This is a genomic window from Mesorhizobium hunchu (genome assembly GCF_040081975.1).
In the GTDB taxonomy this organism is placed as follows: Bacteria; Pseudomonadota; Alphaproteobacteria; order Rhizobiales; family Rhizobiaceae; genus Mesorhizobium; species Mesorhizobium hunchu.
Genome location: NZ_JBEBMG010000003.1, coordinates 174,905 through 196,584, shown reverse-complemented (window position 1 = coordinate 196,584; position 21,680 = coordinate 174,905). Strand labels below are relative to the sequence as shown.

21 protein-coding genes are annotated in these 21,680 nt (G+C 65.3%); 13 read left to right on the top strand and 8 right to left on the bottom strand.

All coding sequences use genetic code 11. The features are described 5' to 3' along the window. Position 1 precedes the first annotated feature (1 nt). The gene (locus ABMA46_RS07715; RefSeq protein WP_348998737.1) at positions 2–292 is read left to right on the top strand and encodes an addiction module antidote protein; all 291 of its coding nucleotides are present in this window, start codon (positions 2–4) and stop codon (positions 290–292) included. A 16-nt stretch (positions 293–308) separates the two neighbouring features. Here the strand turns inward: ABMA46_RS07715 and ABMA46_RS07710 are convergent, their stop codons facing one another. From ABMA46_RS07710 to ABMA46_RS07695, 4 genes are all read right to left on the bottom strand, one after another. Continuing rightward, complete coding sequence (locus ABMA46_RS07710) at positions 309–1,373, bottom strand: hypothetical protein (RefSeq protein ID WP_348998736.1); 1,065 nt, start codon at positions 1,371–1,373, stop codon at positions 309–311. Next, entirely contained in the window at positions 1,360–2,691 is a 1,332-nt protein-coding gene (gene fliI / locus ABMA46_RS07705; RefSeq protein ID WP_348998917.1) for a flagellar protein export ATPase FliI, read from the bottom strand. The genes ABMA46_RS07710 and fliI overlap by 14 nt, the downstream gene beginning before the upstream one ends. A 101-nt stretch (positions 2,692–2,792) precedes the next feature. Continuing rightward, positions 2,793–3,515 carry a flagellar basal-body rod protein FlgF gene (gene flgF / locus ABMA46_RS07700; protein ID WP_348998735.1) on the bottom strand — a complete coding sequence of 241 codons (723 nt, stop codon included), beginning with the start codon at positions 3,513–3,515 and terminating at the stop codon, positions 2,793–2,795. A gap of 12 nt (positions 3,516–3,527) precedes the next feature. Beyond that, positions 3,528–5,339, bottom strand: coding sequence for a DUF1217 domain-containing protein (locus ABMA46_RS07695; protein WP_348998734.1), 1,812 nt, complete (start codon positions 5,337–5,339; stop codon positions 3,528–3,530). A gap of 143 nt (positions 5,340–5,482) precedes the next feature. Between ABMA46_RS07695 and motA the strand changes: the two genes are divergently transcribed. From motA to ABMA46_RS07665, 6 genes are all read left to right on the top strand, one after another. After that, on the top strand, positions 5,483–6,358 hold the full coding sequence (motA, locus tag ABMA46_RS07690) for a flagellar motor stator protein MotA (RefSeq protein WP_348998733.1): 876 nt from the start codon (positions 5,483–5,485) through the stop codon (positions 6,356–6,358). Between the two features lie 33 nt (positions 6,359–6,391). Beyond that, positions 6,392–7,324, top strand: a complete 933-nt coding sequence (locus tag ABMA46_RS07685) for a FliM/FliN family flagellar motor switch protein (RefSeq protein ID WP_348998732.1) — start codon at positions 6,392–6,394, stop codon at positions 7,322–7,324. A 31-nt stretch (positions 7,325–7,355) separates the two neighbouring features. After that, the gene (gene fliN / locus ABMA46_RS07680; RefSeq protein ID WP_348998731.1) at positions 7,356–7,751 is read left to right on the top strand and encodes a flagellar motor switch protein FliN; all 396 of its coding nucleotides are present in this window, start codon (positions 7,356–7,358) and stop codon (positions 7,749–7,751) included. A 292-nt stretch (positions 7,752–8,043) separates the two neighbouring features. Beyond that, the gene (locus tag ABMA46_RS07675) at positions 8,044–9,060 is read left to right on the top strand and encodes a flagellar motor switch protein FliG (protein ID WP_348998730.1); all 1,017 of its coding nucleotides are present in this window, start codon (positions 8,044–8,046) and stop codon (positions 9,058–9,060) included. Positions 9,061–9,083: 23 nt separating this feature from the next. Next, positions 9,084–10,166: a flagellar biosynthesis protein FlhB gene (flhB, locus tag ABMA46_RS07670; RefSeq protein ID WP_348998729.1), complete on the top strand. Its 1,083-nt coding sequence runs from the start codon at positions 9,084–9,086 to the stop codon at positions 10,164–10,166. Next, positions 10,163–10,597, top strand: coding sequence for a hypothetical protein (locus ABMA46_RS07665; RefSeq protein ID WP_348998728.1), 435 nt, complete (start codon positions 10,163–10,165; stop codon positions 10,595–10,597). The genes flhB and ABMA46_RS07665 overlap by 4 nt, the downstream gene beginning before the upstream one ends. 60 nt (positions 10,598–10,657) lie before the next feature. On the opposite strand, the gene ABMA46_RS07660 is transcribed toward ABMA46_RS07665, so the two are convergent. From ABMA46_RS07660 to ABMA46_RS07645, 4 genes are all read right to left on the bottom strand, one after another. After that, positions 10,658–11,428: a helix-turn-helix transcriptional regulator gene (locus tag ABMA46_RS07660; protein WP_348998727.1), complete on the bottom strand. Its 771-nt coding sequence runs from the start codon at positions 11,426–11,428 to the stop codon at positions 10,658–10,660. Continuing rightward, positions 11,428–12,057, bottom strand: coding sequence for a helix-turn-helix transcriptional regulator (locus ABMA46_RS07655; RefSeq protein WP_425475707.1), 630 nt, complete (start codon positions 12,055–12,057; stop codon positions 11,428–11,430). Before ABMA46_RS07655 ends, ABMA46_RS07660 begins: the two co-directional genes overlap by 1 nt. A gap of 417 nt (positions 12,058–12,474) precedes the next feature. Beyond that, positions 12,475–13,506, bottom strand: a complete 1,032-nt coding sequence (locus ABMA46_RS07650; protein WP_348998725.1) for a histone deacetylase family protein — start codon at positions 13,504–13,506, stop codon at positions 12,475–12,477. Between the two features lie 15 nt (positions 13,507–13,521). After that, on the bottom strand, positions 13,522–14,148 hold the full coding sequence (locus ABMA46_RS07645) for a TetR/AcrR family transcriptional regulator (protein WP_348998724.1): 627 nt from the start codon (positions 14,146–14,148) through the stop codon (positions 13,522–13,524). A 256-nt stretch (positions 14,149–14,404) separates the two neighbouring features. Between ABMA46_RS07645 and ABMA46_RS07640 the strand changes: the two genes are divergently transcribed. The 6 genes from ABMA46_RS07640 to ABMA46_RS07615 all read left to right on the top strand — a co-directional run bounded on the left by ABMA46_RS07640 (position 14,405) and on the right by ABMA46_RS07615 (position 21,674). Continuing rightward, entirely contained in the window at positions 14,405–16,024 is a 1,620-nt protein-coding gene (locus ABMA46_RS07640) for an amidohydrolase (protein WP_348998916.1), read from the top strand. Positions 16,025–16,326: 302 nt separating this feature from the next. Then, positions 16,327–17,427, top strand: a complete 1,101-nt coding sequence (locus tag ABMA46_RS07635) for an ABC transporter ATP-binding protein (protein ID WP_348998723.1) — start codon at positions 16,327–16,329, stop codon at positions 17,425–17,427. 3 nt (positions 17,428–17,430) lie between these two features. Continuing rightward, positions 17,431–18,354 (top strand): ABC transporter permease, encoded by a 924-nt coding sequence (locus tag ABMA46_RS07630; protein ID WP_348998722.1) that lies wholly within the window; start codon positions 17,431–17,433, stop codon positions 18,352–18,354. Then, entirely contained in the window at positions 18,347–19,150 is an 804-nt protein-coding gene (locus ABMA46_RS07625; protein WP_348998721.1) for an ABC transporter permease, read from the top strand. Before ABMA46_RS07630 ends, ABMA46_RS07625 begins: the two co-directional genes overlap by 8 nt. Positions 19,151–19,175: 25 nt before the next feature. Continuing rightward, positions 19,176–20,210: an extracellular solute-binding protein gene (locus tag ABMA46_RS07620; RefSeq protein ID WP_348998720.1), complete on the top strand. Its 1,035-nt coding sequence runs from the start codon at positions 19,176–19,178 to the stop codon at positions 20,208–20,210. A gap of 267 nt (positions 20,211–20,477) precedes the next feature. After that, on the top strand, positions 20,478–21,674 hold the full coding sequence (locus ABMA46_RS07615) for a serine hydrolase domain-containing protein (protein WP_348998719.1): 1,197 nt from the start codon (positions 20,478–20,480) through the stop codon (positions 21,672–21,674). Positions 21,675–21,680: the final 6 nt, after the last annotated feature.

Sequence of the window (21,680 nt, the reverse complement as noted above, 5' to 3'; positions counted from 1 at the left end):
GATGACCGAGAAATTGTACGACTACGATCCTGCGGATGCGCTGAAGTCCGACGAGGCGATCGAGATGTTCCTGGCCGACGCCTTCGAGACCGGCGACGCACGCTATATCGCAAAGGCCCTCGGCGTGGTTGCTCGCGCAAAGGGAATGACCAGGATCGCCCGCGAGACCGGGTTGGCGAGGGAGCAGCTTTATCGATCTTTCAGCGAAGAGGGCAATCCGACGCTGGAAAGCACCATTGCGGTTATGAAGGCCATCGGATTCGATATAACCGGCAAACGCCACGCCGCTTAGAAGCAGGCGGAGACAGTCATTTCGAGAGTTCGACCACCCGGTCGGCACTGGTCACCAGCACCCAGCGGCCGTTGCGCTTCTCGATCGATTTCACGCGGGTGGAATCGGGCAGCGTGGCGCCTTGCTGCACCACCCAGAGGCCGGCGTCGTCCTCGATCATGGCGCGGCCGTTGGCGACGTGGACGAGGCGGAACTCGGCTGCTTCGGAAGGGAAGGGCTGGTCTTCGAGGCCCGGTGCGTTCTCCGGCGTCTCCGGCTTCGTCTGCACGGTGCCGGTGGAGAACAGGTCGAGATTCTTCTTCATCGTCTGGGCGGCCGCGTCGGCGAGGTCGTCGCCGGTCCTGGGATCGATCATGATGCGGCCGGCATTGTGACCCCGTCCGCCGAGGGCGATGGCCTGCACGCCGAACTGTTCCTGATTGAAGAAGATGTACCAGGGAAAGAGTGCGCAGGTCAGGCCCAGCACGACGCCGAGCGCGGCGATCACGAGGTCGCTGCGGCGGTCCTTCTTCTTCTCGGGCCTGGGGAACTGGACCGCGGGCGGTGGTCCCCAGTTCTGGGCGGGCGCATCCTTCATGGCAGCGACTCTAGGGCCGCCGTCGCTACCATTTGGTAAATCCCGGCTCCGGCTGTAATGGCCTGCTGCCGCAAAGGCCGGGAAGGCCGGCCGCGCCTGTCGGACAGGCCCGCCAAAAGCCGGCTTGCCGGTCGTCGCGGACGCTTGTTCATAGGGCTGCTCGCTACGAAGCCCGTCCAACCTTGCCTGGAGCTCGGCAAGCCGGTCGGGCTTGCGGCCCGTCAGACGCAGGGACGCCAGTCGCCTGTACGCCGCCGCCGTCCATGTTTCGATGCGCTGTAGCGAGCGCGGCTTGGAGAACAGGTCACCCAGGAATTCTCCCGCCTGCCGGCGCCATCGGTTTATGGTCAAGCGGAGGATCGGCCAGGCGTCGGCTGAAGTAGTCCCCGCAGGAGCCGATGCGAAGACGACGTGCGGGGAGCGGCCGCCGAATTCGGCCTTCTCGATGCGCGCCAGCTGTTCGCGCAGCAACCGTTCGGTCTTCTGCCGTTCAGTCTCCGGCATCGACGTTCTGCTTTACCTTGAGGTGGCGGGCGAGGTCGGCGAAGGGGTCGGCGGACGGCTCGTCGCGCGGTGTCTGCGTCAGCGCCTCGTAGATCAGCGGCACCTGGCGCACCGCCATGTCGAGTTCGGGGTCGGCGCCGCCCTGGTAGGCGCCGAGCAGGCGGATGTCGCGCGTGTCCTCGAAACGCGAGATCATCGCCTTCAGCCGGGTCACCAGCGCCTTCTGCTCCTGGCTCCAGGCCTTCGCCGCAAGGCGAGAGATCGAAGCGAGCGGATTGACGGGCGGATAGCGGCCCTGCTCGGCGATGGCACGGTCGAGCACGACATGGCCGTCGAGGATACCACGCACGGAATCGGCGACAGGATCGTTGTGGTCGTCGCCGTCGATCAGCACCGAGATGATCGCGGTGATCGAGCCCTTGCCCTCGGCGCCGGGGCCGGCGCGTTCCAGGAGCTTCGGCAGTTCGGTGAAGACCGATGCGGGATATCCCCGCGCCACCGGTGCCTCGCCGCTTCCGGTCGCCACCTCGCGCAGCGCATGGGCGAAGCGGGTGACGGAGTCCAGAACGAGAAGCACCCGGTCGCCCCGGTCGCGGAAATATTCGGCCACCCGCATGGCCGTGTCGGGCGCGCGCCGCCGCATCATCGCGCTCTCGTCGCTGGTGGCGACCACGGCCACCGTCTTGGCCATCGCCGCGGCGCCGATCGTGTCCTCCAGGAACTCGCGCACCTCGCGGCCGCGCTCGCCGACAAGGGCGACGACGACGGTGTCGAACGCGTCGGCGGCGGCAAGCATGGCGAGCAGCGTCGACTTACCGACGCCCGAGCCGGCGAAGACGCCCATGCGCTGGCCGAAGCAGAGCGGCGTGAAGATGTCGATGACGCGCACGCCGGTGCGGAACGCGGTGCCGACGCGCTGGCGCTGCAAGGCGCCGGGCGTGGCGTCGGGCGCGCTCGCCGCGTCTCCCCGCAGCAGCGGCGGGCCGTTGTCGATGGCGCGGGCAAGCGCATCGATGCTGCGGCCGCGCCAGGAGTCATGCGGATCGATCGTCAGCGGCCCGCGCCGGAACACGGCGTCACCGATGCCGGCGTCCGAATTGCGCTCGAAGGGCGCGACGACGACCTGCTCGCGCCCGATCCGCACCACTTCGCCGTGCCGGGCGCCGGCATGGCTGCGGTGCTCGATGATGTCGCCGAGCCGCGCGATCTCGGACAGGCCGTGAACGGCGTAGTGGGTGGCCGAAACCTCGACGATGCGGCCGCCGCGTCTGAGCAGCTCGTCGCTGCCGTCGAAACGGCGCCACAGACGCTCCAGCATGGCCAGGCTGCCGGTTGCCGAAGGCGCCGCGGACTCGGATCGGCGGACCGACAGGTTGAGCGCCGTCGGCTCGCTGCGGCTTGGCGCGTCTTCCCGACCGATCATTTGGACCCGAGCGTCTTGATGGCTTCCTCAGTGGAGGAGCCGGTCTTGCGGACCAGCGCGGCCACGTCCTCGAAGGCGCGCTGGACCTGGATCAGCCGCGTCATCTCGAGCACCGGATTGACGTTGGATTCCTCCACGAAGCCCTGCGCCACACCGACGTCGATGCGGTCGGTGACCGGCTCCGGGGCGCGCGTCGGCACGATGCCGGAATTGCCGTAACGGACAAAATTCTCGCCGGGGTCGAACTGGTAGAGCCCGATGGCGCCGGCGAGATTGTCGTTCTGGCGCAGCGAGCCGTCCGCGCCCGCCACCGGCGGGCCGCCGCGCGGGTCGAGCTGGACGGGCGCGCCGCCGGCGTCGAGCACCGGATAACCCTCGACCGACATCAGCTCGCCGTTCTCGTTCATGGAAAAACGGCCGTCGCGGGTCATGATGGTGCCGCCCGGCGTCTCCAGCGCGAACCAGGCGTCGCCCTGAATGGCGAAGTCGAACGGATTGTTGGTCTGCGTCAACGCGCCGTTGGCTGCGGAAAGATAGGTGTTGCCAGACGATGCGAAGGAGACGGACTTCTGGCCTGTGCCGGAGACAACGTCCTGGAAGCGGATGCCGGTGGCGCGAAAGCCAACGGTCGAGGCGTTGGCGACGTTGTCGGCGATGGTATCGAGCCGCCGTTGCAGCGCGATCTGCGCGGAAAGGGAAACGTAGAGGCTGTCCTGCATCGGCGCGCGCTTTCAGAATTTCAGTTGCTGCATGGCCATCAGAAGATCGGTGGAGACGCCGATCGTCGTCGGTTGCGAAAAGAGCACGCTGACCGAGGTGGCGGCCGTCGAGGTGGGGTTCTGCAACTCGTACATGGAGGTGAAGCGGGTGATGAACTTGTCGAGCTTGTCGGGATCGGCGAAGTCGGCGATGTCCATCTTGGATTCGAAGAACTTGACCTGCTGGTCGATGTCGGCGCTGGCGAAGGAATCCGGCATGCCGAAGGCCGTACGCACCACCTGCGACAGCGCCTTGTCGGCCAGGACCTCGTACCAGTTGGTGAGGCTGCCCGCCTGGCGCTGGAAATAGAGCGCGAGGCGCACGCCGTCATTGGTCTGTCCGGCGTCCTCTTCCAGCGTCTGGCGCATGTATTTGTCGACCACCGGCTGCCGGCTCGACACATAGGTGGTCGCGTCCTCGCCATAGGCTTCGAAGTTGAAGGCCGCGGCAAGGCCGGCATAGGCCTTGTTCGACAGTTTGTTGGCGAAGCTGTCTTCGTCGCGGATGCCGCCTTCAAGCACGGAGCGGATCAGCTTCGGGTCTTCCTTCGCCGGGTCGAGGCCGTAGGACGACAGGACGTAATTGTAGAGCCGCTTGTCGGCGAACAGGTCGTCGATCGACTTCACGTCGCTGACATGGGCGAGATAGTAGCTGGTCTCGGCGTTCACATAGTCGGCGCTCGGCTTGATCAGGCCAAGCTGCGATTTCTCGGTGTAGAGCTTCGTGGTGTCCTTGAGGACGCTGTCCTGTTTGGTCGCCTGGTCGCTGTACTGGGCGAAATCGAAGGCGGAGACGAAGTTGACCCAGCGCTGGTCGCCCTTCTGGTTCGCGGGCGAAAGCGGGTCGCTGACGCCGCCTTCGAGCATCTTGCGGATGGTCTTGGGCGTCTCGGTGGAAGCGTCGAGGCCGTAGGTCGACATGGCGTAGGTCAATAGGCGTTTGTCGGCGAGGAAATCCGTGACGTTCCTGACCTTGCCGATATTGGCGAGGAAGTAGTCGGTCTCGCTCTGGATGGTGTCGGCGTCGGGCTTCATCAGCACCATGCCGGTGCCGCCGACATAATTCTTCGGCACGCCGGCCTGGACTTCCGTGCGCGAGGTGGTGTCCTCGCCATATTGCGCGAAGTCGAAGATGGTGGCGAAGGCGGCGTAGCGCTTGTCTGCGAGCTGGTTGGCGGGGCTCTGCGGATCGCTGACGCCGCCTTCCAGCATCTGGCGGATCGTGGCGGGATCTTCCGTCTCGGCGTCGAGGCCGAAGGTCGCCATGGAATAGTCGAGCAGCCGCTGGTCGCCCATCAGGTCGTCGATCGACTTCACGTCGCCGATATGGGTGAGGTAGTAGGTGGTCTCGCTGTCGGTGAAGTCGAAGTTCGGGTCGGTGACACCGAGATCGACCTGCAGGGCGTAGTTCTTCGGCACGTCGGTCTGGGCGCCGTTGTAGCTGGTGGCGTCGCTGCCGAGGTCGGCGAAGTCGAACGCCTTGACGAACGTGGCGTAGCGCTTGTCGGTCAGCTTGTTGGCGAAGCTGTCGGGGTCGGAAACGCCCTCGTTCAACGCCTTCTTCATGAAGGCCTTGGCGTAGTCCATGTCGCCGAGGCCGAAGGCCTTCATGGCGTATTTGAACAGCCGGTCGTTGTCGACGAACTCGTCGACGCTGGTCACCTTGCCGATATTGTCGAGGAAATACTGCGTCTCGCGTTCGACGGCGGGCTGGGCCTCGACACGGTCGATCGCCTTCGGAATGTCCCGCGCGATGAGCTGGTAACTGACATAGGTGTTCAACACGCGCGCATCTCCGGCAGCGTTCTTGCGCCAAGAATAGGCGCAGTTCCTTGCGCGAAACTGAATCCCGTCCGACCCCCGATTCAGCCTCGCGCAAGGCAGGCGCGCTATCGGGTTGTCTCTCGTATGTTGGGGAAGGACCGGCCGTGGGCATTCTGATCGGACTTGTGGTGACGTTCGGCTGCGTGCTCGGCGGTTTCATGGCCATGGGCGGCCATATCCACATCCTGTTCCAGCCCTTCGAGTTCATCGTCATCCTGGGCGCGGCGCTCGGCATGTTCCTGGTCGCCAACCCGATGAAGACGGTGAAGGACGCCGGCAAGGGGCTTCTCGAGGCCTTCAAGAACTCGGTGCCGAAGGAAACCGAGTACCTGGAGACGCTGGGGGTGCTGCACAGCCTCATGCGTGACCTGCGCACCAAGTCGCGCTCGGAGGTCGAGGCGCATATCGACAATCCGGAGGAATCGGCGATCTTCCAGACCTACCCGACCGTGCTGAAGAACCACGATCTGACGAACTTCATCTGCGATTACTGCCGGCTGATCATCATCGGCAATGCGCGCCCCTTCGAGATCGAGGCGCTGATGGACGAAGAGATCCAGACCATCAAGCACGACAAGCTGAAGTCGTATCACGCGCTCGTCTCGGTCGGCGACGGCCTGCCGGCGATCGGCATCGTCGCGGCGGTGCTCGGCGTCATCCACGCCATGGGCGCGCTGGACCAGTCGCCCGAAATTCTCGGCGGGCTGATCGGCGCCGCGCTCGTCGGCACCTTCACCGGCATCTTCGCGTCCTATTGCATCATCAGCCCGATCGCCACGAAGATCAAAGTCGTGCGCGAGAAGAAGAACCGGCTCTACGTGCTGGTCAAGCAGACGCTGCTGGCCTTCATGAACGGCTCGCTGCCGCAGGTGGCCCTCGAATTCGGCCGCAAGACGATCTCGGCCTATGACCGCCCCTCCATCGACGCCGTGGAACAGAGCACCATGAACGCCGGCGCGGCCGAAAAGAAGGCGGCGTGATGACCGGCAAGCCGCAACGAGGGCAGGGCTAGGATGGTGTCCCCGGCAGGCCTCGGCGAAACCCGCGCGCTGATCCTCGAGCGCCTGCTCGGCGACACCGGCGAGCCGGACAAGGTGAAGGCGGCGGCGCGCTCGCTGGCTGAACGCTCCCTGCCTGCGATCATGCAGGGCCTCGAGGAAGGGCTCGGCATTTCGGCGACGCTGGAGGTCGCGGAGGTGGAGCTCATCCGCTTCGCGCAGGCGCGGCCCATGGATTCGAACCACGCCATGACCATCGCGGCATCCGCGTCCTCGCCGGACGCGCTGGTGCTGTCCATCGACACTGAGGCCATTGCGCTGACGGTCAGCGCGCTGTTCGGAGGCGATCCATCCGAGCCGGCCGCGCCGATCACGCGCTCCCTGTCGCCGCTGGAACTCGATGTGGCAACGCGGGTGTTCGGGCAGCTCGCGCAGGCGGTGAACGGATCCGGTGAGCGCGCCTTCGATCTCAGGCTGCCGGTGCCGCTGGCCTTCACCGGTACGGAGATGGCCCGGCACATGCTGCGCGACGGGCCGGCCGTGCGGGTCGTGTTCTCGATCGCCACGCCGGCGTCGCGCGGCACCCTGTCGCTGACCATGCCCGAGCGGGTGCTGTTGAAGCATCGCGGCGACACCGGCCGGCAAGGTCCGGAAACCGCGCAGGCCGTCGACTGGCGCGCGCGCTTTTCCGAGGAAGTGATGCGCTCGGCCGTGACGCTCGACGCGACGATGCCGCTGTCGCGCCTGACGCTCGGCCAGATCGCCGGCTTCGCGCCCGGCCAGGTGATCGAGCTCGACGAAGGAGCGCAGGTCAACGCGCGGCTGCGCGCGCGCGACCGCACGCTGTTCGTATGCGAGTTCGGCAAACTCGGGCAGAATTACACCGTTCGAATCAGGCATCCCTACGATGCCGGTCAGGACTTTATCGACGGGCTGATGACGGGCTGAACGCCCGCATCGTCCGCACGGGAGAATGAGCATGACCCAGACCAACCCGGAAGCCGAGCCCGAAGCTCCCGACGAGCAGCTCGACCGCGCCATCGAGGAATTGCGCGGCGTGCTGAAGGAGGAGGAGAAGCAGGCCGGCGCGCGGGCGGGAACCGCGACGGCTGCACAAGGCGCGTCCGACAGCATCATCATGAACATCCCGGTCGAGGTCCAGATCGTGCTCGGCTCGGCCGAGATGCCGGTTTCGGAGCTGATGTCGCTGCAGAAGGGATCGACCGTGGCGCTGAACCGCCGCATCGGCGAGCCCGTCGACATCGTCGTCAACGGCCGCCGCATCGCGCGCGGCGAGATCACGGTCCTGGAAAGCGACCCGTCGCGCTTCGGCATCAGGCTGACCGAGATCGTCGCCGGCACCAAGAGCGCATGACGATGTCGTCCGGGATCGCAGAAATCACCCCCCCTCCCTCCCCTTCGAGGGGAGAGCAATTTTCCTCAATCCCGGTCGCCGAGCACCCCCACCCCTGTCCCCTCCCCACAAGGGGGAGGGAGACGCTGACGCAGTCGTTTCGCTCGAAATCGTCGACGTCGGCCTATTGTGGCGCGAACACAGAGTCCCCCTCCCCCTTGTGGGGAGGGGATAGGGGTGGGGGGGCGCTGTCATATGCGATAATCCTGCCCTCGAGGGGAAGGTGTGGGGGTACTGATCTCGGAGCAGAGGCATGAGCCAGCAGGCGCTTTCGCTGACGCGGCCGCAGAAGGCGGCGGCCATCCTGGTGGCGATGGGCAAGCCGTCGGCCAGCAAGCTGCTGAAATTCTTCAAGCAGGAGGAGCTGAAGGCGCTGATCGAGGGCGCGCGACTGCTGCGCACGATCCCCCAGGCCGATCTCGAACGCATCGTCGCCGAGTTCGAGGCCGAGTTCACCGAGGGCGCGGGCCTGCTCGATTCCTCCGACCAGATGGACACGATCCTCAACGAATCGCTGTCGCCGGAGGAAGTCAGCGCCATCATGAACGGCCGCCAGCAGGAAGCGGAGCCGGAAGGGCCGCCGCCGATCTGGCCGCAGCTCGAAAAGCTCGATCCTGCAAGGCTCGGCGCGTTCCTGCAGGGCGAGCATGCGCAGACGGCGGCCATGGTGCTGTCGAAACTGTCGCCGCAGGCGACCGCCAACGTCCTGCTGACGCTGGACAAGGCGATGCGGGCGGACGTGGTCAAGCGCATGATGTCGCTTTCCAAGGTGCCGGAGGCCGCCGAGAAGATCGTCGAGGACCAGTTGCGCAGCCGCGTGCTGACAGAGACGTCGTCGCGCGACACCTCGGTCGGCCAGGCCCGCGTGGCCAGCGTGCTCAACGAGATGGAAAAGTCGCAGCTCGACGAGGTGATGCAGGACCTGGAGGCGGCCGGCACGCCCGATCTCGACGGTGTCAGGGCGCGCATCTTCTCCTTCGACGACGTGCCGGCGCTCAGCCAGAAGGCGCGCGTGGCCGTGTTCGACGGCCTGTCGACCGAGGTCGTGACGCTGGCGTTGCGCGGCGCGCAACCGGACATGGCCGAGGCCGTGCTTTCGGCCATCGGCGCGCGGTCGCGGCGCATGATCGAGGCCGAGCTTTCGCAGGACGCCAATGTTGCCGCGGCCGATATCGCCCAGGCGCGCAGGACGATCGCGGCCACGGTCGTGCGGCTGGCCCGCGAAGGCCTGTTCGACCTGCCGTCGGCGCAGAACGCCGAAGCGGCCTGACCGCCCGGAGCGTCTGACGCGCGATGGCGGAGGCAGCCGACAAGGACTCCAAAACAGAGGAAGCGACCGAGAAGAAGGTCCGCGACACGATCGAGCAGGGAAAGCTGCCGCATTCGCGCGAGACGGCGCTGCTTGCCTCCTTCACGGCTATTCTCGTCTTCACCGTCTTCTATGCAAAGGACACGATCGCCCATCTCGGCATGTTCCTGTCGATGTTCCTGGAGAAGCCGGAAGCGTGGCCGATGGACACCGAGACCGACGTGGTGACGCTCTACAAGATCGTCATCATGGAGATCGGCAAGGGGGTGGCCAGTCTGCTGGTCCTGCTGGTCGCCGCCGGCATCGGCGCCTCGGTCTTCCAGAACCTGCCGCAGTTCGTGGGCGAGCGCATCAGGCCGCAGCTGTCACGCATCTCGATCAGCCAGGGCTGGAAGCGACTGTTCGGCGTCCAGGGCTTCGTGGAGTTCCTCAAGGCGCTGGCCAAGCTTGGTTTCGTGGCCACGGTGCTCGTTTTCGCGCTGTCGGACGAACATCGCGAATTGCTGGCCGGCATGATCACCAATCCGCTCGAATTCGGCATGGTGATGCGCTCCATCGCCGTCAATATCCTCACCGCGATCGTGCTGGTCATGATGGCGATCGCCGCCGCCGACTTCGTCTGGTCGCGCTTTTCGTGGCGTCGCGACATGCGCATGTCCAAGCAGGAAGTGAAGGACGAGCTCAAGCAGTCCGAAGGCGACCCGATCGTGCGCTCGCGCATCCGCTCCGTCGCCCGCGACAGGGCGCGGCGGCGCATGATGACGGCGGTGCCGAAGGCGACGCTGGTGATCGCCAACCCGACCCACTATTCGATCGCGCTGAAATATGTGCGCGACGAGAATTCGGCGCCGCTTGTGGTCGCGAAAGGGCAGGATCTGGTGGCGCTCAAGATCCGCGAGATCGCCGCCGAACACGGCATTCCCGTCTTCGAGGACGTCGCGCTCGCCCGCTCCATGTACAAGCAAGTTTCGGTCGATAGTGTGATACCGCCGCAATTCTACCAGGCCGTGGCGGAACTGGTGCGGATCGTCTACGCGAAGAAACCCGAACGCCGAAAGGTGTCATGAACCGACAGCCGCACACCAGTTCCCGCGAGGTCATCGTCGCGCATGCGATCGAGCCGGTCGTCGCCGAGCTCAGGCTGATCGATGTGGCGGACTATATCGCCTTCATCCGGCTGGAACATTTCGCCTGCTTGGCCGATCTGGTGGATTCGGCGGCCGAGCTCTATTTCATGCCCGGCACGCTGCGGCTCGGCCACGGCGGCGAGGCGCATGTCGACTGGAGCGGCAGTCCGCGCATCGTGCTCGACCTCGAACTCAGGCCGCAGGGCGCCACCGTCTATTTCCAGCTGACGCTGGCGGAGAACGACGCCTCGGTGGTGCTGAACTACGTATTGTTCGAGCAGCCGGACGAGGATCCGGGCCGCAACACGCAGATGCTGGAGGAACTGCTGGAGCGGGCGCGGATCAGGAAGGCGGAAATAGTAGGGGAGTAGGCAGTCGGCAGTCGGAGCGGGAATCCAAATCGACTGCCTACTGGCAACTTTCCGACTGCCTCACTCTATCAACCCCATCCTCAACGCCTTCGCCACCGCCTGCATGCGGTTGACGGCGTTCAGCTTCTGGGTGGTCTGGGTCAGATACTGGTTGGCGGTGTGAACCGACAGTTTCAGGAGCCTGGCGATCTCCTCGCTGGTGTGGCCGTTGGCGGTCAGTTTCAGGCATTCCAGTTCGCGCTTGGAGATGGCGCGGACGCGCCCGGCCTCGCCGGGGCGGATGCGCGCGACGGCCGAGAACAGGGCGAAGCAGCGGCCGTGGATTTCGTAGAGCATCTCCTGCGTCACTCTCATGGCGGAACCCATGAACACGACCAGCCCGCATTGGCCGCGCTCGGCATGAACGGGAAAGGCGATGCCGTTGCTGCCGGGAACGAGGGGCGCCGTCCGGCTCACCCATTCGAGGGCATCGAACATGGCCTCGGTGCCTGACGCTCCGTCGTCCGCCCACCAGCAGGGCTCGGTGGAGATCCGCGCATGGCGGACCATCTCCTCGCCGTTGGAGCCGGAGATGAACTTGCTGGCCACCGACACACCCGGATAATCGCTGTCGAAGCACGGAACCAGGCGTGAGCGCTCCATCGAGGGGCTGACGAAGAACAGGCCGAAAGCGGTCGCTTCGAGATCGACGGCGATCCAGCGGCAGCGCCGCACCGCGTCGGGTATGGTCACCGTCTGGTGGGTCTCGGAGCCAAGACTGAAGGCGCCGAAGGGCGTATTGTGGTTGTCGAAGAGGGCCTGGGCGGCTTGCCGGACTTCGCTGGCTCGCATCAGATTATTCCGCTCCTGATCGCGGTCGCTATGGCCATCGCCCGGTTGGAGGCCGAGAACTTCTGGATGGCGTGGGTGATGTAGCTGTTGACGGTGTTGGACGAGACCCCGAGGATCACCGCGATCTCGTCGGTGGTCTTGCCTTCGGAGACCCAGAAAAGACATTCGCGCTCTCTGTCCGAAAGCGGGTCCTGCAGGGACGCCTCGGCCAGAAGCTGCGGAATCTGCGATAGCGCGTAGCAGCACTTCATCTGGGCGGCGGCGAGCGCCGCGGCATCGATCCGGCCCGGCTCGGCGGCGGAGAACAGCAGGAACAGCCGCTGGCGGCCGACATTGATGCGCAGCGAATACAATTCGGCGTGGCCGAGCACCGTCAGGAGCCTCGCTTCCTCGCCGTTGACCAGACCGCCGGTCGCCGGCGCTTCGGCCGCCACGAGAGGTTTCGGGCGCGAGCCCGGAGCGGTGTTGAGCGGGTCGTGGGCAAGGGTCGCGATCAGGCGCGGCCCGATCAGTTCGACGGCGTCGAAGATCCAGTTCGAGGCGACGATGCGCGCATTGAGCCGCGTCTGGTCGTGGACCAGCGCCAGCAGCATATAGCTTTCAGCGCCGACCGAGGCCGTCACATTCATCAGGAATGCCGTGAGGTCGCCGCGGCAGGTCAGGCGGGAAGGTGTTGCGTCTTGCGAAGCGAACGCGGCGGAGCTTTTCATTGCAGTCTTGTTGCCGGAATCCATCGTCTGCCCGGCGCCGCCGCAAGCGGCACCGAACCCGAAGACGCGTCACTTTCGTCAAACTCACAAAGGGGGAACTCACAACGACGCGGGACCGCGCCGGACCGGCCGAATCCAGGCGGGAAACGCGAAAACCATCCGCGCCTTGCACCGGATAGATTCCGGGACATCAGACTGTTGGGTTTCGCCGCGCCCCCCTGGGTCCCGGCTGATTCGGGTCTAATCTAACGCCTGATGAATCCGACGGCAAACAGGAATTGACAGAAAGACGATTCGGAGTCCGTCCGGCGACTCAGCGTGCCTGTCCGGCTGCCGTCATCCTTCCTCGAAGCCGGTCAGCACGCCGACGGCGTTGACGCCGATTTCGTCCACCGCATAGCCGCCTTCCATGACGAAGAGGGTGGGCAGGCCGAGTTTGGCGATGCGGCGGCCGATCTTCGGATAGTCCCCGCTGGTGAGCTTGAACTGGCTGATCGGGTCCTTCTCGAACGTGTCGACGCCGAGCGAGACGACGACCACGTCGGGCGCATAGGCGAGGAGCTTTTCGCAGGCGTCGTCAAGTGCGGCGTTCCATGTCTCGAAGGTCGTGCCGAAGGGCATGGGATAGTTGACGTTGAAGCCTTCTCCCTGGCCTTCGCCCTTCTCGTCGGCGTGACCGAGGAAGAACGGATACTCGGTCATCGGATCGCCATGCAGGTTCAACACCTGCACGTCGGCGCGCGCATAGAATATCTGCTGCGTGCCGTTGCCGTGGTGGTAGTCGACGTCGAGGATCGACACGCGCCTGGCGCCCTGGTCGCGATACCATTGCGCGACCACGGCGGCGTTGTTGATGTAGCAGTAGCCGCCCATGAAGGCGTCACCGGCGTGGTGCCCCGGCGGGCGGCAGAGCGCGAAGGCCGTGCGCTCGCCGTTCTTGACCAGCGCCGCCGCCGTCAGGGCGACGTCGTAGGAGGATTTGATGGCGTCCCAGGTACCCTTCACGAAGGGCGCGCCGGCGTCGAAGGAATAGAAGCCGAGCTGCGCGTCGATGCTTTTCGGCAGCACGTCGGCGCGCAGGCCGCGCGTCGGCCAGGTGAAGGGGATGGCCGAGCCGTCGCGGCCGGAGGCTTCCCATGCCGGATAGACCGTCGGCAGGAAATCGACGTAGTCGGCCCGGTGCACCCGTTTGGCGGCGGCTAGGTCATGCGTCTCGGGCGACAGGACCGGACCGAGCTTCTCGCTTTCGACGCGCGCGCGGATGATCTCGGCGCGGGACGGTTTCTCGAAGCCCGGCACGAGGGCGCCGGAAACCAGTTCCATCGTGCCTGCATGGCCGGCGTGAAGCGGTGAGTAGACGGTCTTCATGAAAGTCCTTTCCGATTAGCTGAGAGCCAGGTGCGGCGTCACCAAGGCGAGCCACATGGTCTCGACGTCGTCCTCGATGAGATCGAATGCCTTGCGGGTCTTCCTGAGGCCCACCAGCCGGCAGACGTGACCCACTTCCATCATCAACTCGCCCAGCCGGCTTGCGGTATCGCTTTCCAGCGCCGGGTTCACGTGCCTCAGCCAGGCGGCGTAGAGCGCGATGATCTGCTCGTCATATTCGTTCTGGATGGGCCGCAGGTCGGCATTGCCCGAGATGGCCTCGATGACCGGCATCAGGCCGGCATTGTCCAGGTAGAGTTTCGACGTGTCGATGAAGAGTTTTCGGACTTCCTGCCGGAATTCCGCGCGGTTCGTCGGCCGGGGCGCGTCGATGCGCTTCTGGATCACCTCGGGAAAGGCGGCCAGCCAGCGCCGGGCGAGGTCGAGCAGGATCGCCTCCTTGTTGGGGTAATACTGGTAGATCGAGCCGACCGACAGGCCGGCGCGCCTTGCGATGGCGAGCGTTGTCGGCGTCCTGGTTCCCTGCTCGCGGGTAAGCACGAGGGCGGCGTCGAGGATGCGGTCCACCATCTGCGAGGATCGCTGCTGGCGCGGCTGCTTGCGCGGCTCGAGCGCAGCCATCCGCTTCTTGCGCGAACGGGCCGGGAGGCCGCCTGCAATCCCTTTTCGCTCCCTCATACGATCGTCCGCGAAAGCCATGTCGGCGACCTAACTGCCAAGAATCCTGCTTGTTGACAAACGCGAATAAATAGTCGCATTTTTCCATTGTGCTGTCTCCCGGAAAATTGCGGGACAGCGGAACGCCGAACCGGAGTCGCTCGTGCCCGAAGCCGTCCGCAGCGCCGACCTGATCGTCACGAACGGTCGCGTGCTGACCATGGACGAAGAGGCGCCGCGTGCCGAAGCGGTGGCGGTCAGGGACGGCCGCATCGTCGCCGTCGGCGACCGTGCCGCCATCGTCGACATGAGGGGCCCGGGCACCAAGGTCGTCGACGCGGCCGGCGGCACGGTGATCCCCGGCTTCATCGAAGCGCATATGCATCTTTTCAACGGCGCGGCCGAGCTCGACCACCTGAATCTCGGCGGCGTGCACGGTTTCGACGCGCTGCGCGACGCCATTCGCACCTATGCTGGGGAGCGGCCGGACGCGCCGCTGCTTTTGGGCGCCGCCGCCGACTATACGATCCTGTCCGAGACCGAGCGGGTCACCCGCCGTCATCTCGACCGCATCGTCGCGGACCGGCCCTTCGCCATGTCGGCGGGCGACCATCATACGATGTGGGCGAACACCAGGGCGCTGGAGATGGCCGGGCTGCTGCACGGCAAGCCGCTCGGCCCCGGCAACGAGATCGTCATGGGCGAGGATGGATTGGCGGCGGGCGAGCTGCGGGAGAGCGAGGCGTTCGGCCCGGTACTCGCCATGTCCGGCCAAAGCCGGGTGCGGCTCGGCCTGCAGACCGGCGGCGAGCCCGAGCCTTATCCGTCGGCAGAGGAACTGGCCGCCGATCGCGACCTCATGCACCGCGGGCTGGAATGGTGCGCGCGGCACGGCATCACCTCCATCCACAACATGGACGGTAATCTCTACCAGCTTGAGCTTCTGTCCGGGCTTGAACAGGAGGGGCGGCTGCTCTGCCGCGTGCAGGTGCCGTTCCATTTCAAGAATTTCATGGAGATCGGCCAGCTCGAAAAAGCCTCGCGGATGGCGTCCGCCTACCACTCGCAATGGCTGTCGTCGGGCGTCGTCAAGATGTTCTACGACGGGGTGCTGGAAGGCTGGACGGCCGTGCTGGCCGAGGACTACGCCGACCGGCCCGGCTGGCGCGGCGAGCCGCTGTTCTCGCCGGAACGTCTCGCCGAGATCGCGACCGAGGCCGACCGGCGCGGCCTGCAGATCGCCGTGCACTCGATCGGCGACGGCGCGGTGCATGCCGTGCTGGACGGCTACGAGGCGGCGCAGAAGGCCAACGGCGAGCGTGACAGCCGCCACCGGGTGGAACACATCGAACTGGTTACCGCCGCCGACGTGCCGCGGTTCAGGGAGCTCGGCGTCGTCGCCTCGATGCAGCCGCCGCATCCGCCGGGCGCGATGGACTTTCCGCTGGAGCCGACGGTCTCGCGCATCGGCCGCGCCCGCTGGCCGCTCGCCTATGCCTGGCGCACGTTGAAGGATGCCGGCGCCCATGTCGTGTTCGCCTCGGACTGGCCGGTGTCCGACGTCAACCCGATGCGCGGCATCAAGGCCGCGGTCACCCGCAAGCCATGGGCGAAGGAAGATCCCGACCAGAGCTTTTCGGTAATAGAGGCGCTTGCGGCCTACACGGTCGAGGGCGCCTATGCCGGTTTCGCCGAAGACTGGAAAGGCCGGCTGAAACCGGGTTTCGCTGCCGATCTTGTGGTGCTTTCCGAGGATGTGGAGACTGTCGATCCGGGAGCCCTCGACACGGTCCGTCCGGTGACGACCATTTGCGGCGGCAAGGTGACCTATGAGGCGTAGGGGTTGCGGACGGTTAGGCTCACAGATCGGCGTCATTCCGGGGCCGCACAGCGGAACCCGGAATCCAGTACGCCGGTCTCGCTCATTCTGGCCTGGATTGGCAGCGTTTCATCTCTGGATTCCGGGTTCCGCTGCGCGGCCCCGGAATGACGCTCTTTCTGCGAACGCGGCGATGGCTAGGCGGAAGCGATTTTTGAATCCGCGTTCAATCGCGCGGTTGCCAAGCCGGTCGGGCTGTGGTGACAATCCAGCAGGGAACAGGATCTGCCGCAAAGAGCAGGCCGCAAGCAATGGGGTAGCGTGTGCCGGATCAGCCGGATAGAAGCGCCATCGACGTTCGTGGCGTGCGCAAGGTTTTCGGGGTCGGCGAGAATGCCTTCGCCGCGCTCGACAGCGTGTCGGTGTCGATCCGCGAGAACGAGTTCTTCACGCTGCTGGGGCCGTCGGGCTGCGGCAAGACCACGCTGCTTCGGCTGATTGCCGGCTTCGACTATCCGACCAGCGGCGAGATCCTGCTCCACGGCGAGGAGATCGCGGGCCTGCCGCCCTACAGGCGGCCGGTCAACACCGTCTTCCAGTCCTACGCGCTGTTCCCGCACATGACGGTGGCCGAGAACATCGGCTTCGGCCTCGAGATGCTCGGGCGTGCGAAGGACGAGACCAAGGCGCGCGTGGCCGAGATGCTCAGGCTTGTGCGCATGGAACAACTCGCCAACCGCCGCACCAGCGAGATTTCCGGCGGCCAGCAGCAGCGCGTCGCGCTGGCCCGCGCGCTGGCGCCGCAGCCCAAGGTGCTTTTGCTCGACGAACCGCTGTCGGCGCTCGACTACAAGCTGCGCAAGGAAATGCAGATCGAGCTGAAGCGCCTGCAGAACGAGACCGGCATCACCTTTATCTTCGTCACCCACGACCAGGAGGAGGCGCTGACCATGTCGGACCGCATCGCGGTGATGTCGGCCGGCAGGATTCTGCAGATCGGCGCGCCGCGCGACATCTACGACCGTCCGGCCGAACGCTTCGTCGCCGACTTCATTGGCGAGAGCAATTTCCTGCCCGCCGAGGTCAAGAGCGTGGCGGACGGGCGTGCCACGGTGCGGCTGTCCTCCGGTGTCGAGATTCCCGCCACGCTGCCGGACGGGTTCGCGCCGTCGGGCAAGGTGACGATCGTGGTGCGGCCGGAGCATCTCCACATCATGCCGAACGAAGCCGGTGCAACGTTGCGCGGGCTGGTGGAGAACGTGGTCTATCTCGGCACCGACACGCATTTCCACCTGAAGCTCGATGACGGGGCAGCGCTCATCGTGCGGCAGCAGAACAGCCGCGGCGGCGGCGAGCCGCTGACGGCCGGTAGCCGGGCGGGCGTCGCCATCGGCGAGAACGCCGCCCAGGTGCTGAAGGACTGAGCGATGGCGAGCGCCCAGGAAATCGCCCGCGCCGCCGACCGAAAGGATATCCGCGACCGCTGGCTGTTGTCGGCGCCGGCGCTCATCATCATCTTCATCGCCGCGGTCGGCCCGCTGTTCGTGATGCTGGCCTATTCCTTCATGCTGAAGGCCGACTACGGCGACGTGCAGTTCGGCACCTTCTCGTTCGACGGCTGGACCTCTGTCCTGTTCGAGCGCGACATCTTCGACGACACGCTGGGCCTTGCCGATGCACACCTTTCCATTTTCTGGCGCTCGATCAGCCTGTCCTTCTATACCACGGTGCTGACGCTGATCTTCGGTTTCCCGACCGCCTATTTCATCGCGACGCGTCCGCCGAAGACCCGCGAGGTCTGGGTCTTCCTGGTCACCATTCCGTTCTGGACGAACCTTTTGATCCGCACCTTCGCCATGCAGCAGGTGATCCGCAACGAGGGGCTGGTCAACACGGCGCTGATGGCGCTCGGCGTCATCAAGCAGCCGCTGCAGATCATGAACACCGACACCGCCATCCTGCTCGGCATGATCTACGTCTACCTGCCGCTGATGGTGCTGCCGATCTACGCCTCGATGGAGAAGCTCGACTTTCGCCTGGTCGAGGCCGGTTACGACCTTTACGCAAGCCGCTGGCAGGTGCTGCGCCGCATCATCTTCCCGCTGGTCAAGCCCGGCGTCATCGCGGGCTCGATCCTCGTCTTCATCCCCTCGCTCGGCGCCTACGTCATTCCGCGCGTGCTCGGCGGCGGCAAGAACATGATGCTGGGCAACCTGATCGAGCTTCAGTTCGGCGCCGGGCGCAACTGGCCGCTGGGCGCGGCCATTTCCATCACGCTGATGGCGCTGGTGATGATTGCGCTGCTGTTCTACGTGCGCAACGCGTCCCGCTCGGGAGGCGCGCATGGCTAGACGACCCTTCGACATCAAGGCGCAGCCGGGCTTCGGCTTCATGGCGCTCGTCACCTTCTTCGCGCTCTACCTGCCGATCGCCGCGCTCGTCGCCTATTCGTTCAACGCCGCGGATTCGCTGTCGCGCTGGGACGGGTTCTCGCTGCGCTGGTTCATCTCGGCCTGGCACAATTCGGCCGTGCAGGACGCCTCGATCCGCTCGCTGGTGCTGGCGATCTCGGCCGCCGCGATTTCCACGATCGCCGCCACCATGGCCGCGCTCGCCACCACCCGCACGCCGCCCTATCCGGGGCTGACCTTCAAATACGCCTTCATCAACCAGCCGCTGATGGTGCCGGAGATCGTCACCGGCGTGGCGCTGCTGATCGTGTTCTCGCGCATCAAGGTGTGGACCGGCTATTCCGGCCTCGGCTATCTGATCGCGGCGCACACCGCCTTCTGCATCCCCTTCGCCTATTTGCCGATCCGGGCGCGGCTGGAAAGCATGGACCTGACGCTGGAGCGCGCCGCGGCCGACCTCTACGCGACGCCGTGGAAAGCCTTCCGCTTCGTGACGCTGCCGCTGCTCCGGCCCGGCATCATCGCCGGCTTCATGCTGGCCTTCGTCATCTCGCTCGACGACGTGGTCATCACCGAATTCGTCAAGTCGGGCGGGCAGGACACACTGCCCACCTACATGCTGGGCCAGCTCAGGCGCGAAACCACCCCCGAGATCAACGCCATCGCCACGGTGTTCTTGGCGCTGTCGGTGGTGCTCGTCACCATCTTCTTCTTCGTCAATCGACGCAAGCAATGACCACTGTGCAAACGGGAGTAAGGCAATGAACTGGAAGACGACGGCCGCGGCAGCGGCACTTGCATTGTTCGCCTGTGCGGGGACCGCATCGGCGGAAGGCGAGCTCAACATCTTCAACTGGGGCGATTACACCAGCCCCGACCTGATCAAGAAATTCGAGGACACCTACAAGGTCAAGGTGACGATCACCGACTACGATTCCAACGACACCGCGCTCGCCAAGGTGCGCGCCGGCGGTCATGGCTTCGACATCGTGGTACCTTCGGCCAACTACGTGCCGATCTGGGTGAAGGAAGGGCTGCTGCTCGAAGCGCGTCCCGACCAGATGGAGAATTTCAAGAATGTCGACGAGCGCTGGGTCAATGTTCCCTGGGATCCGGGCCGTCACTACACGGTTCCGTGGCAGTGGGGCCTGACCGGCATCGGCGTCAACACCAAAGTCTACAGCGGCGACATCAACACCTCGGCGATCTTCCTTGATCCGCCGAAGGAACTCGTCGGCAAGATCGACGTCGCGCCGGAAATGAACGACGTGCTGTTCGCCACCATCAAGTATTTCGGCGGCGACTGGTGCACCGACGACAAGGAACTGCTCAAGAAGGTGCGCGACAAGCTGGTCGAGGCCAAGCCGAAGTGGCTGGCGATGGACTACAGCGTGACCGAGAAGCTGCCGGCCGGCGACTATTCCGCCGTCTACTACTGGAACGGCGCCGTGATGCGCTCGCGCATCAAGAACCCCGACATCAAGTTCGGCTATCCGAAAGAGGGCTTCCCCTTCTTCATGGATTCGGTCGCGATCCTGAAGGACGCCAAGAACGTCGACAACGCCAAGCTGTTCATGAATTTCATCATGGATCCCGAGAACGCCGCGATGATCTCGGCCTTCGCCAAATATGCCAACGGCATCAAGGGCTCGAAGGAATTCATGCCGGCCGACATGAAGGACGCGCCCGAACTGGTGGTGCCGCCCGAATTCGAGAAGGCCGGCGAGTTCCTCGCCTCCTGCGATCCGGCGGTGCAACAACTCTACACGCGCATCTGGACCGACGTTCAGAAGTAGCCTTTTCTTCTCCGGATTAATGGCAGGCTGTCGCATATGGCGATGCACCCCCACCCCTAACCCCTCCCCACAAGGGGGAGGGGACTTCTGTGTCGGCACCACAGAGTGCCAACGTTGGCGATTGTGGACGAAACGAGGGCGCCGGCGTCTCCCTCCCCCTTGTGGGGAGGGGACAGGGGTGGGGGTGAGCGGCGGCAGAAATTGAGGAAATTGCATATGCGATTGCCCCGCCGTTCACGGGGAGAAGGAAGATCGCGGAAATCTCTCATGACCTCCTACCGCAACTCCGATCCACATCCCCCGATCATGCAGGGTTCGCCGCCTGCGATGATCGTGCCGAGGCTCGATTGGGACCGGCCGCCGTGGAACCGCTGGGCGTTCCAGCATATCCGCGAGATCGTGCCGACGGTCGAGGTGTGGCGCGGCAACGGCCATCGCCGGCCGCTGCCGCGAGCGGAGCATGATCTCGACGCGCTGGAGGTCGAGGACAGCATGGGCAGACCGGCGACGCTGGCCGCGCTGCTCGACGAGACCTATACCGACGGCTTTCTCGTGCTGAAGGACGGCGCGGTCGCTTATGAGCGCTTCTTCAACGGCATGGACGAGCGGACGCTGCATCTGTCGCAGTCGATGGCGAAATCCGTGACCGGGGCTGTCGCGGGAATCCTGGCCGGCCGCGGCCTGATCGATCCGGCGCGGCCCGTCACAGACTACCTGCCCGAGCTTTCGGCTACCGGCTGGGCCGGCGCGACCCTCCAGCAGGTGCTGGACATGACGACGGGCGTGCGGTTCTCCGAGGCATACACCGACCGCACTTCCGATATCGGACAAGTCGACGTCGCCACCGGCTGGAAGCCGGTGCCGCCCGGCAGCGATCCCGGTTTCAGATGGCCGGCGCATCTATGGGAACTCATCCTCGGCCTGACGGAAACGGTCCGGCCGCACGGAGCGGCCTTCGAATACCGCTCTATCGAGACCGACGTGCTGGCCTTCGTCATGGAACGCGTAACCGGCAAGCGGCTGCCGGAAATTGTCTCGCAGGAGATTTGGCAGAAGCTGGGTGCGGACGAGAGCGCCTGCTTCACCGTCGACGGCGCCGGCTACGCGGTGGCGGACGGCGGCTTCAACGCGACGCTGCGCGACTATGCGCGCTTCGGCCAGATGATCCTCGACGACGGCGCCGGCATCGTGCCGCGCGACTGGATCGAGGCGACACGCGATGGGCGGTGCGGATCCGGTTACAGCGAGAGCCTGCCCGAAGGCGGCTACAAGAACCAGTTCTGGATCACCGACCCGCGCTCGCGCAGTCTCAATTGCCGCGGCGTGTTCGGGCAGTTGATCCAGATCGACTGGGACAACCGCATGGTGACCGTGAAGCTTTCGTCCTGGCCGGATTTTTCCAATACCGCCTATGCGATCGCGACGGGAAGGGCCATCGAGCGGATCGCGACGGCGTTGCGCTGAGGCACA

Coding starts and splice junctions, on each gene's coding strand:
- ABMA46_RS07715 (WP_348998737.1), top strand. CDS start 2: ATGACCGAGAAATTGTACGACTACGATCCTGCGGATGCGCTGAAGTCC.
- ABMA46_RS07710 (WP_348998736.1), bottom strand. CDS start 1,373: ATGCCGGAGACTGAACGGCAGAAGACCGAACGGTTGCTGCGCGAACAG.
- fliI (WP_348998917.1), bottom strand. CDS start 2,691: ATGCTGGAGCGTCTGTGGCGCCGTTTCGACGGCAGCGACGAGCTGCTC.
- flgF (WP_348998735.1), bottom strand. CDS start 3,515: ATGCAGGACAGCCTCTACGTTTCCCTTTCCGCGCAGATCGCGCTGCAA.
- ABMA46_RS07685 (WP_348998732.1), top strand. CDS start 6,392: ATGGTGTCCCCGGCAGGCCTCGGCGAAACCCGCGCGCTGATCCTCGAG.
- fliN (WP_348998731.1), top strand. CDS start 7,356: ATGACCCAGACCAACCCGGAAGCCGAGCCCGAAGCTCCCGACGAGCAG.
- ABMA46_RS07675 (WP_348998730.1), top strand. CDS start 8,044: ATGAGCCAGCAGGCGCTTTCGCTGACGCGGCCGCAGAAGGCGGCGGCC.
- flhB (WP_348998729.1), top strand. CDS start 9,084: ATGGCGGAGGCAGCCGACAAGGACTCCAAAACAGAGGAAGCGACCGAG.
- ABMA46_RS07665 (WP_348998728.1), top strand. CDS start 10,163: ATGAACCGACAGCCGCACACCAGTTCCCGCGAGGTCATCGTCGCGCAT.
- ABMA46_RS07660 (WP_348998727.1), bottom strand. CDS start 11,428: ATGCGAGCCAGCGAAGTCCGGCAAGCCGCCCAGGCCCTCTTCGACAAC.
- ABMA46_RS07655 (WP_425475707.1), bottom strand. CDS start 12,057: ATGAATGTGACGGCCTCGGTCGGCGCTGAAAGCTATATGCTGCTGGCG.
- ABMA46_RS07650 (WP_348998725.1), bottom strand. CDS start 13,506: ATGAAGACCGTCTACTCACCGCTTCACGCCGGCCATGCAGGCACGATG.
- ABMA46_RS07645 (WP_348998724.1), bottom strand. CDS start 14,148: ATGGCTGCGCTCGAGCCGCGCAAGCAGCCGCGCCAGCAGCGATCCTCG.
- ABMA46_RS07640 (WP_348998916.1), top strand. CDS start 14,405: ATGGACGAAGAGGCGCCGCGTGCCGAAGCGGTGGCGGTCAGGGACGGC.
- ABMA46_RS07630 (WP_348998722.1), top strand. CDS start 17,431: ATGGCGAGCGCCCAGGAAATCGCCCGCGCCGCCGACCGAAAGGATATC.
- ABMA46_RS07625 (WP_348998721.1), top strand. CDS start 18,347: ATGGCTAGACGACCCTTCGACATCAAGGCGCAGCCGGGCTTCGGCTTC.
- ABMA46_RS07620 (WP_348998720.1), top strand. CDS start 19,176: ATGAACTGGAAGACGACGGCCGCGGCAGCGGCACTTGCATTGTTCGCC.
- ABMA46_RS07615 (WP_348998719.1), top strand. CDS start 20,478: ATGACCTCCTACCGCAACTCCGATCCACATCCCCCGATCATGCAGGGT.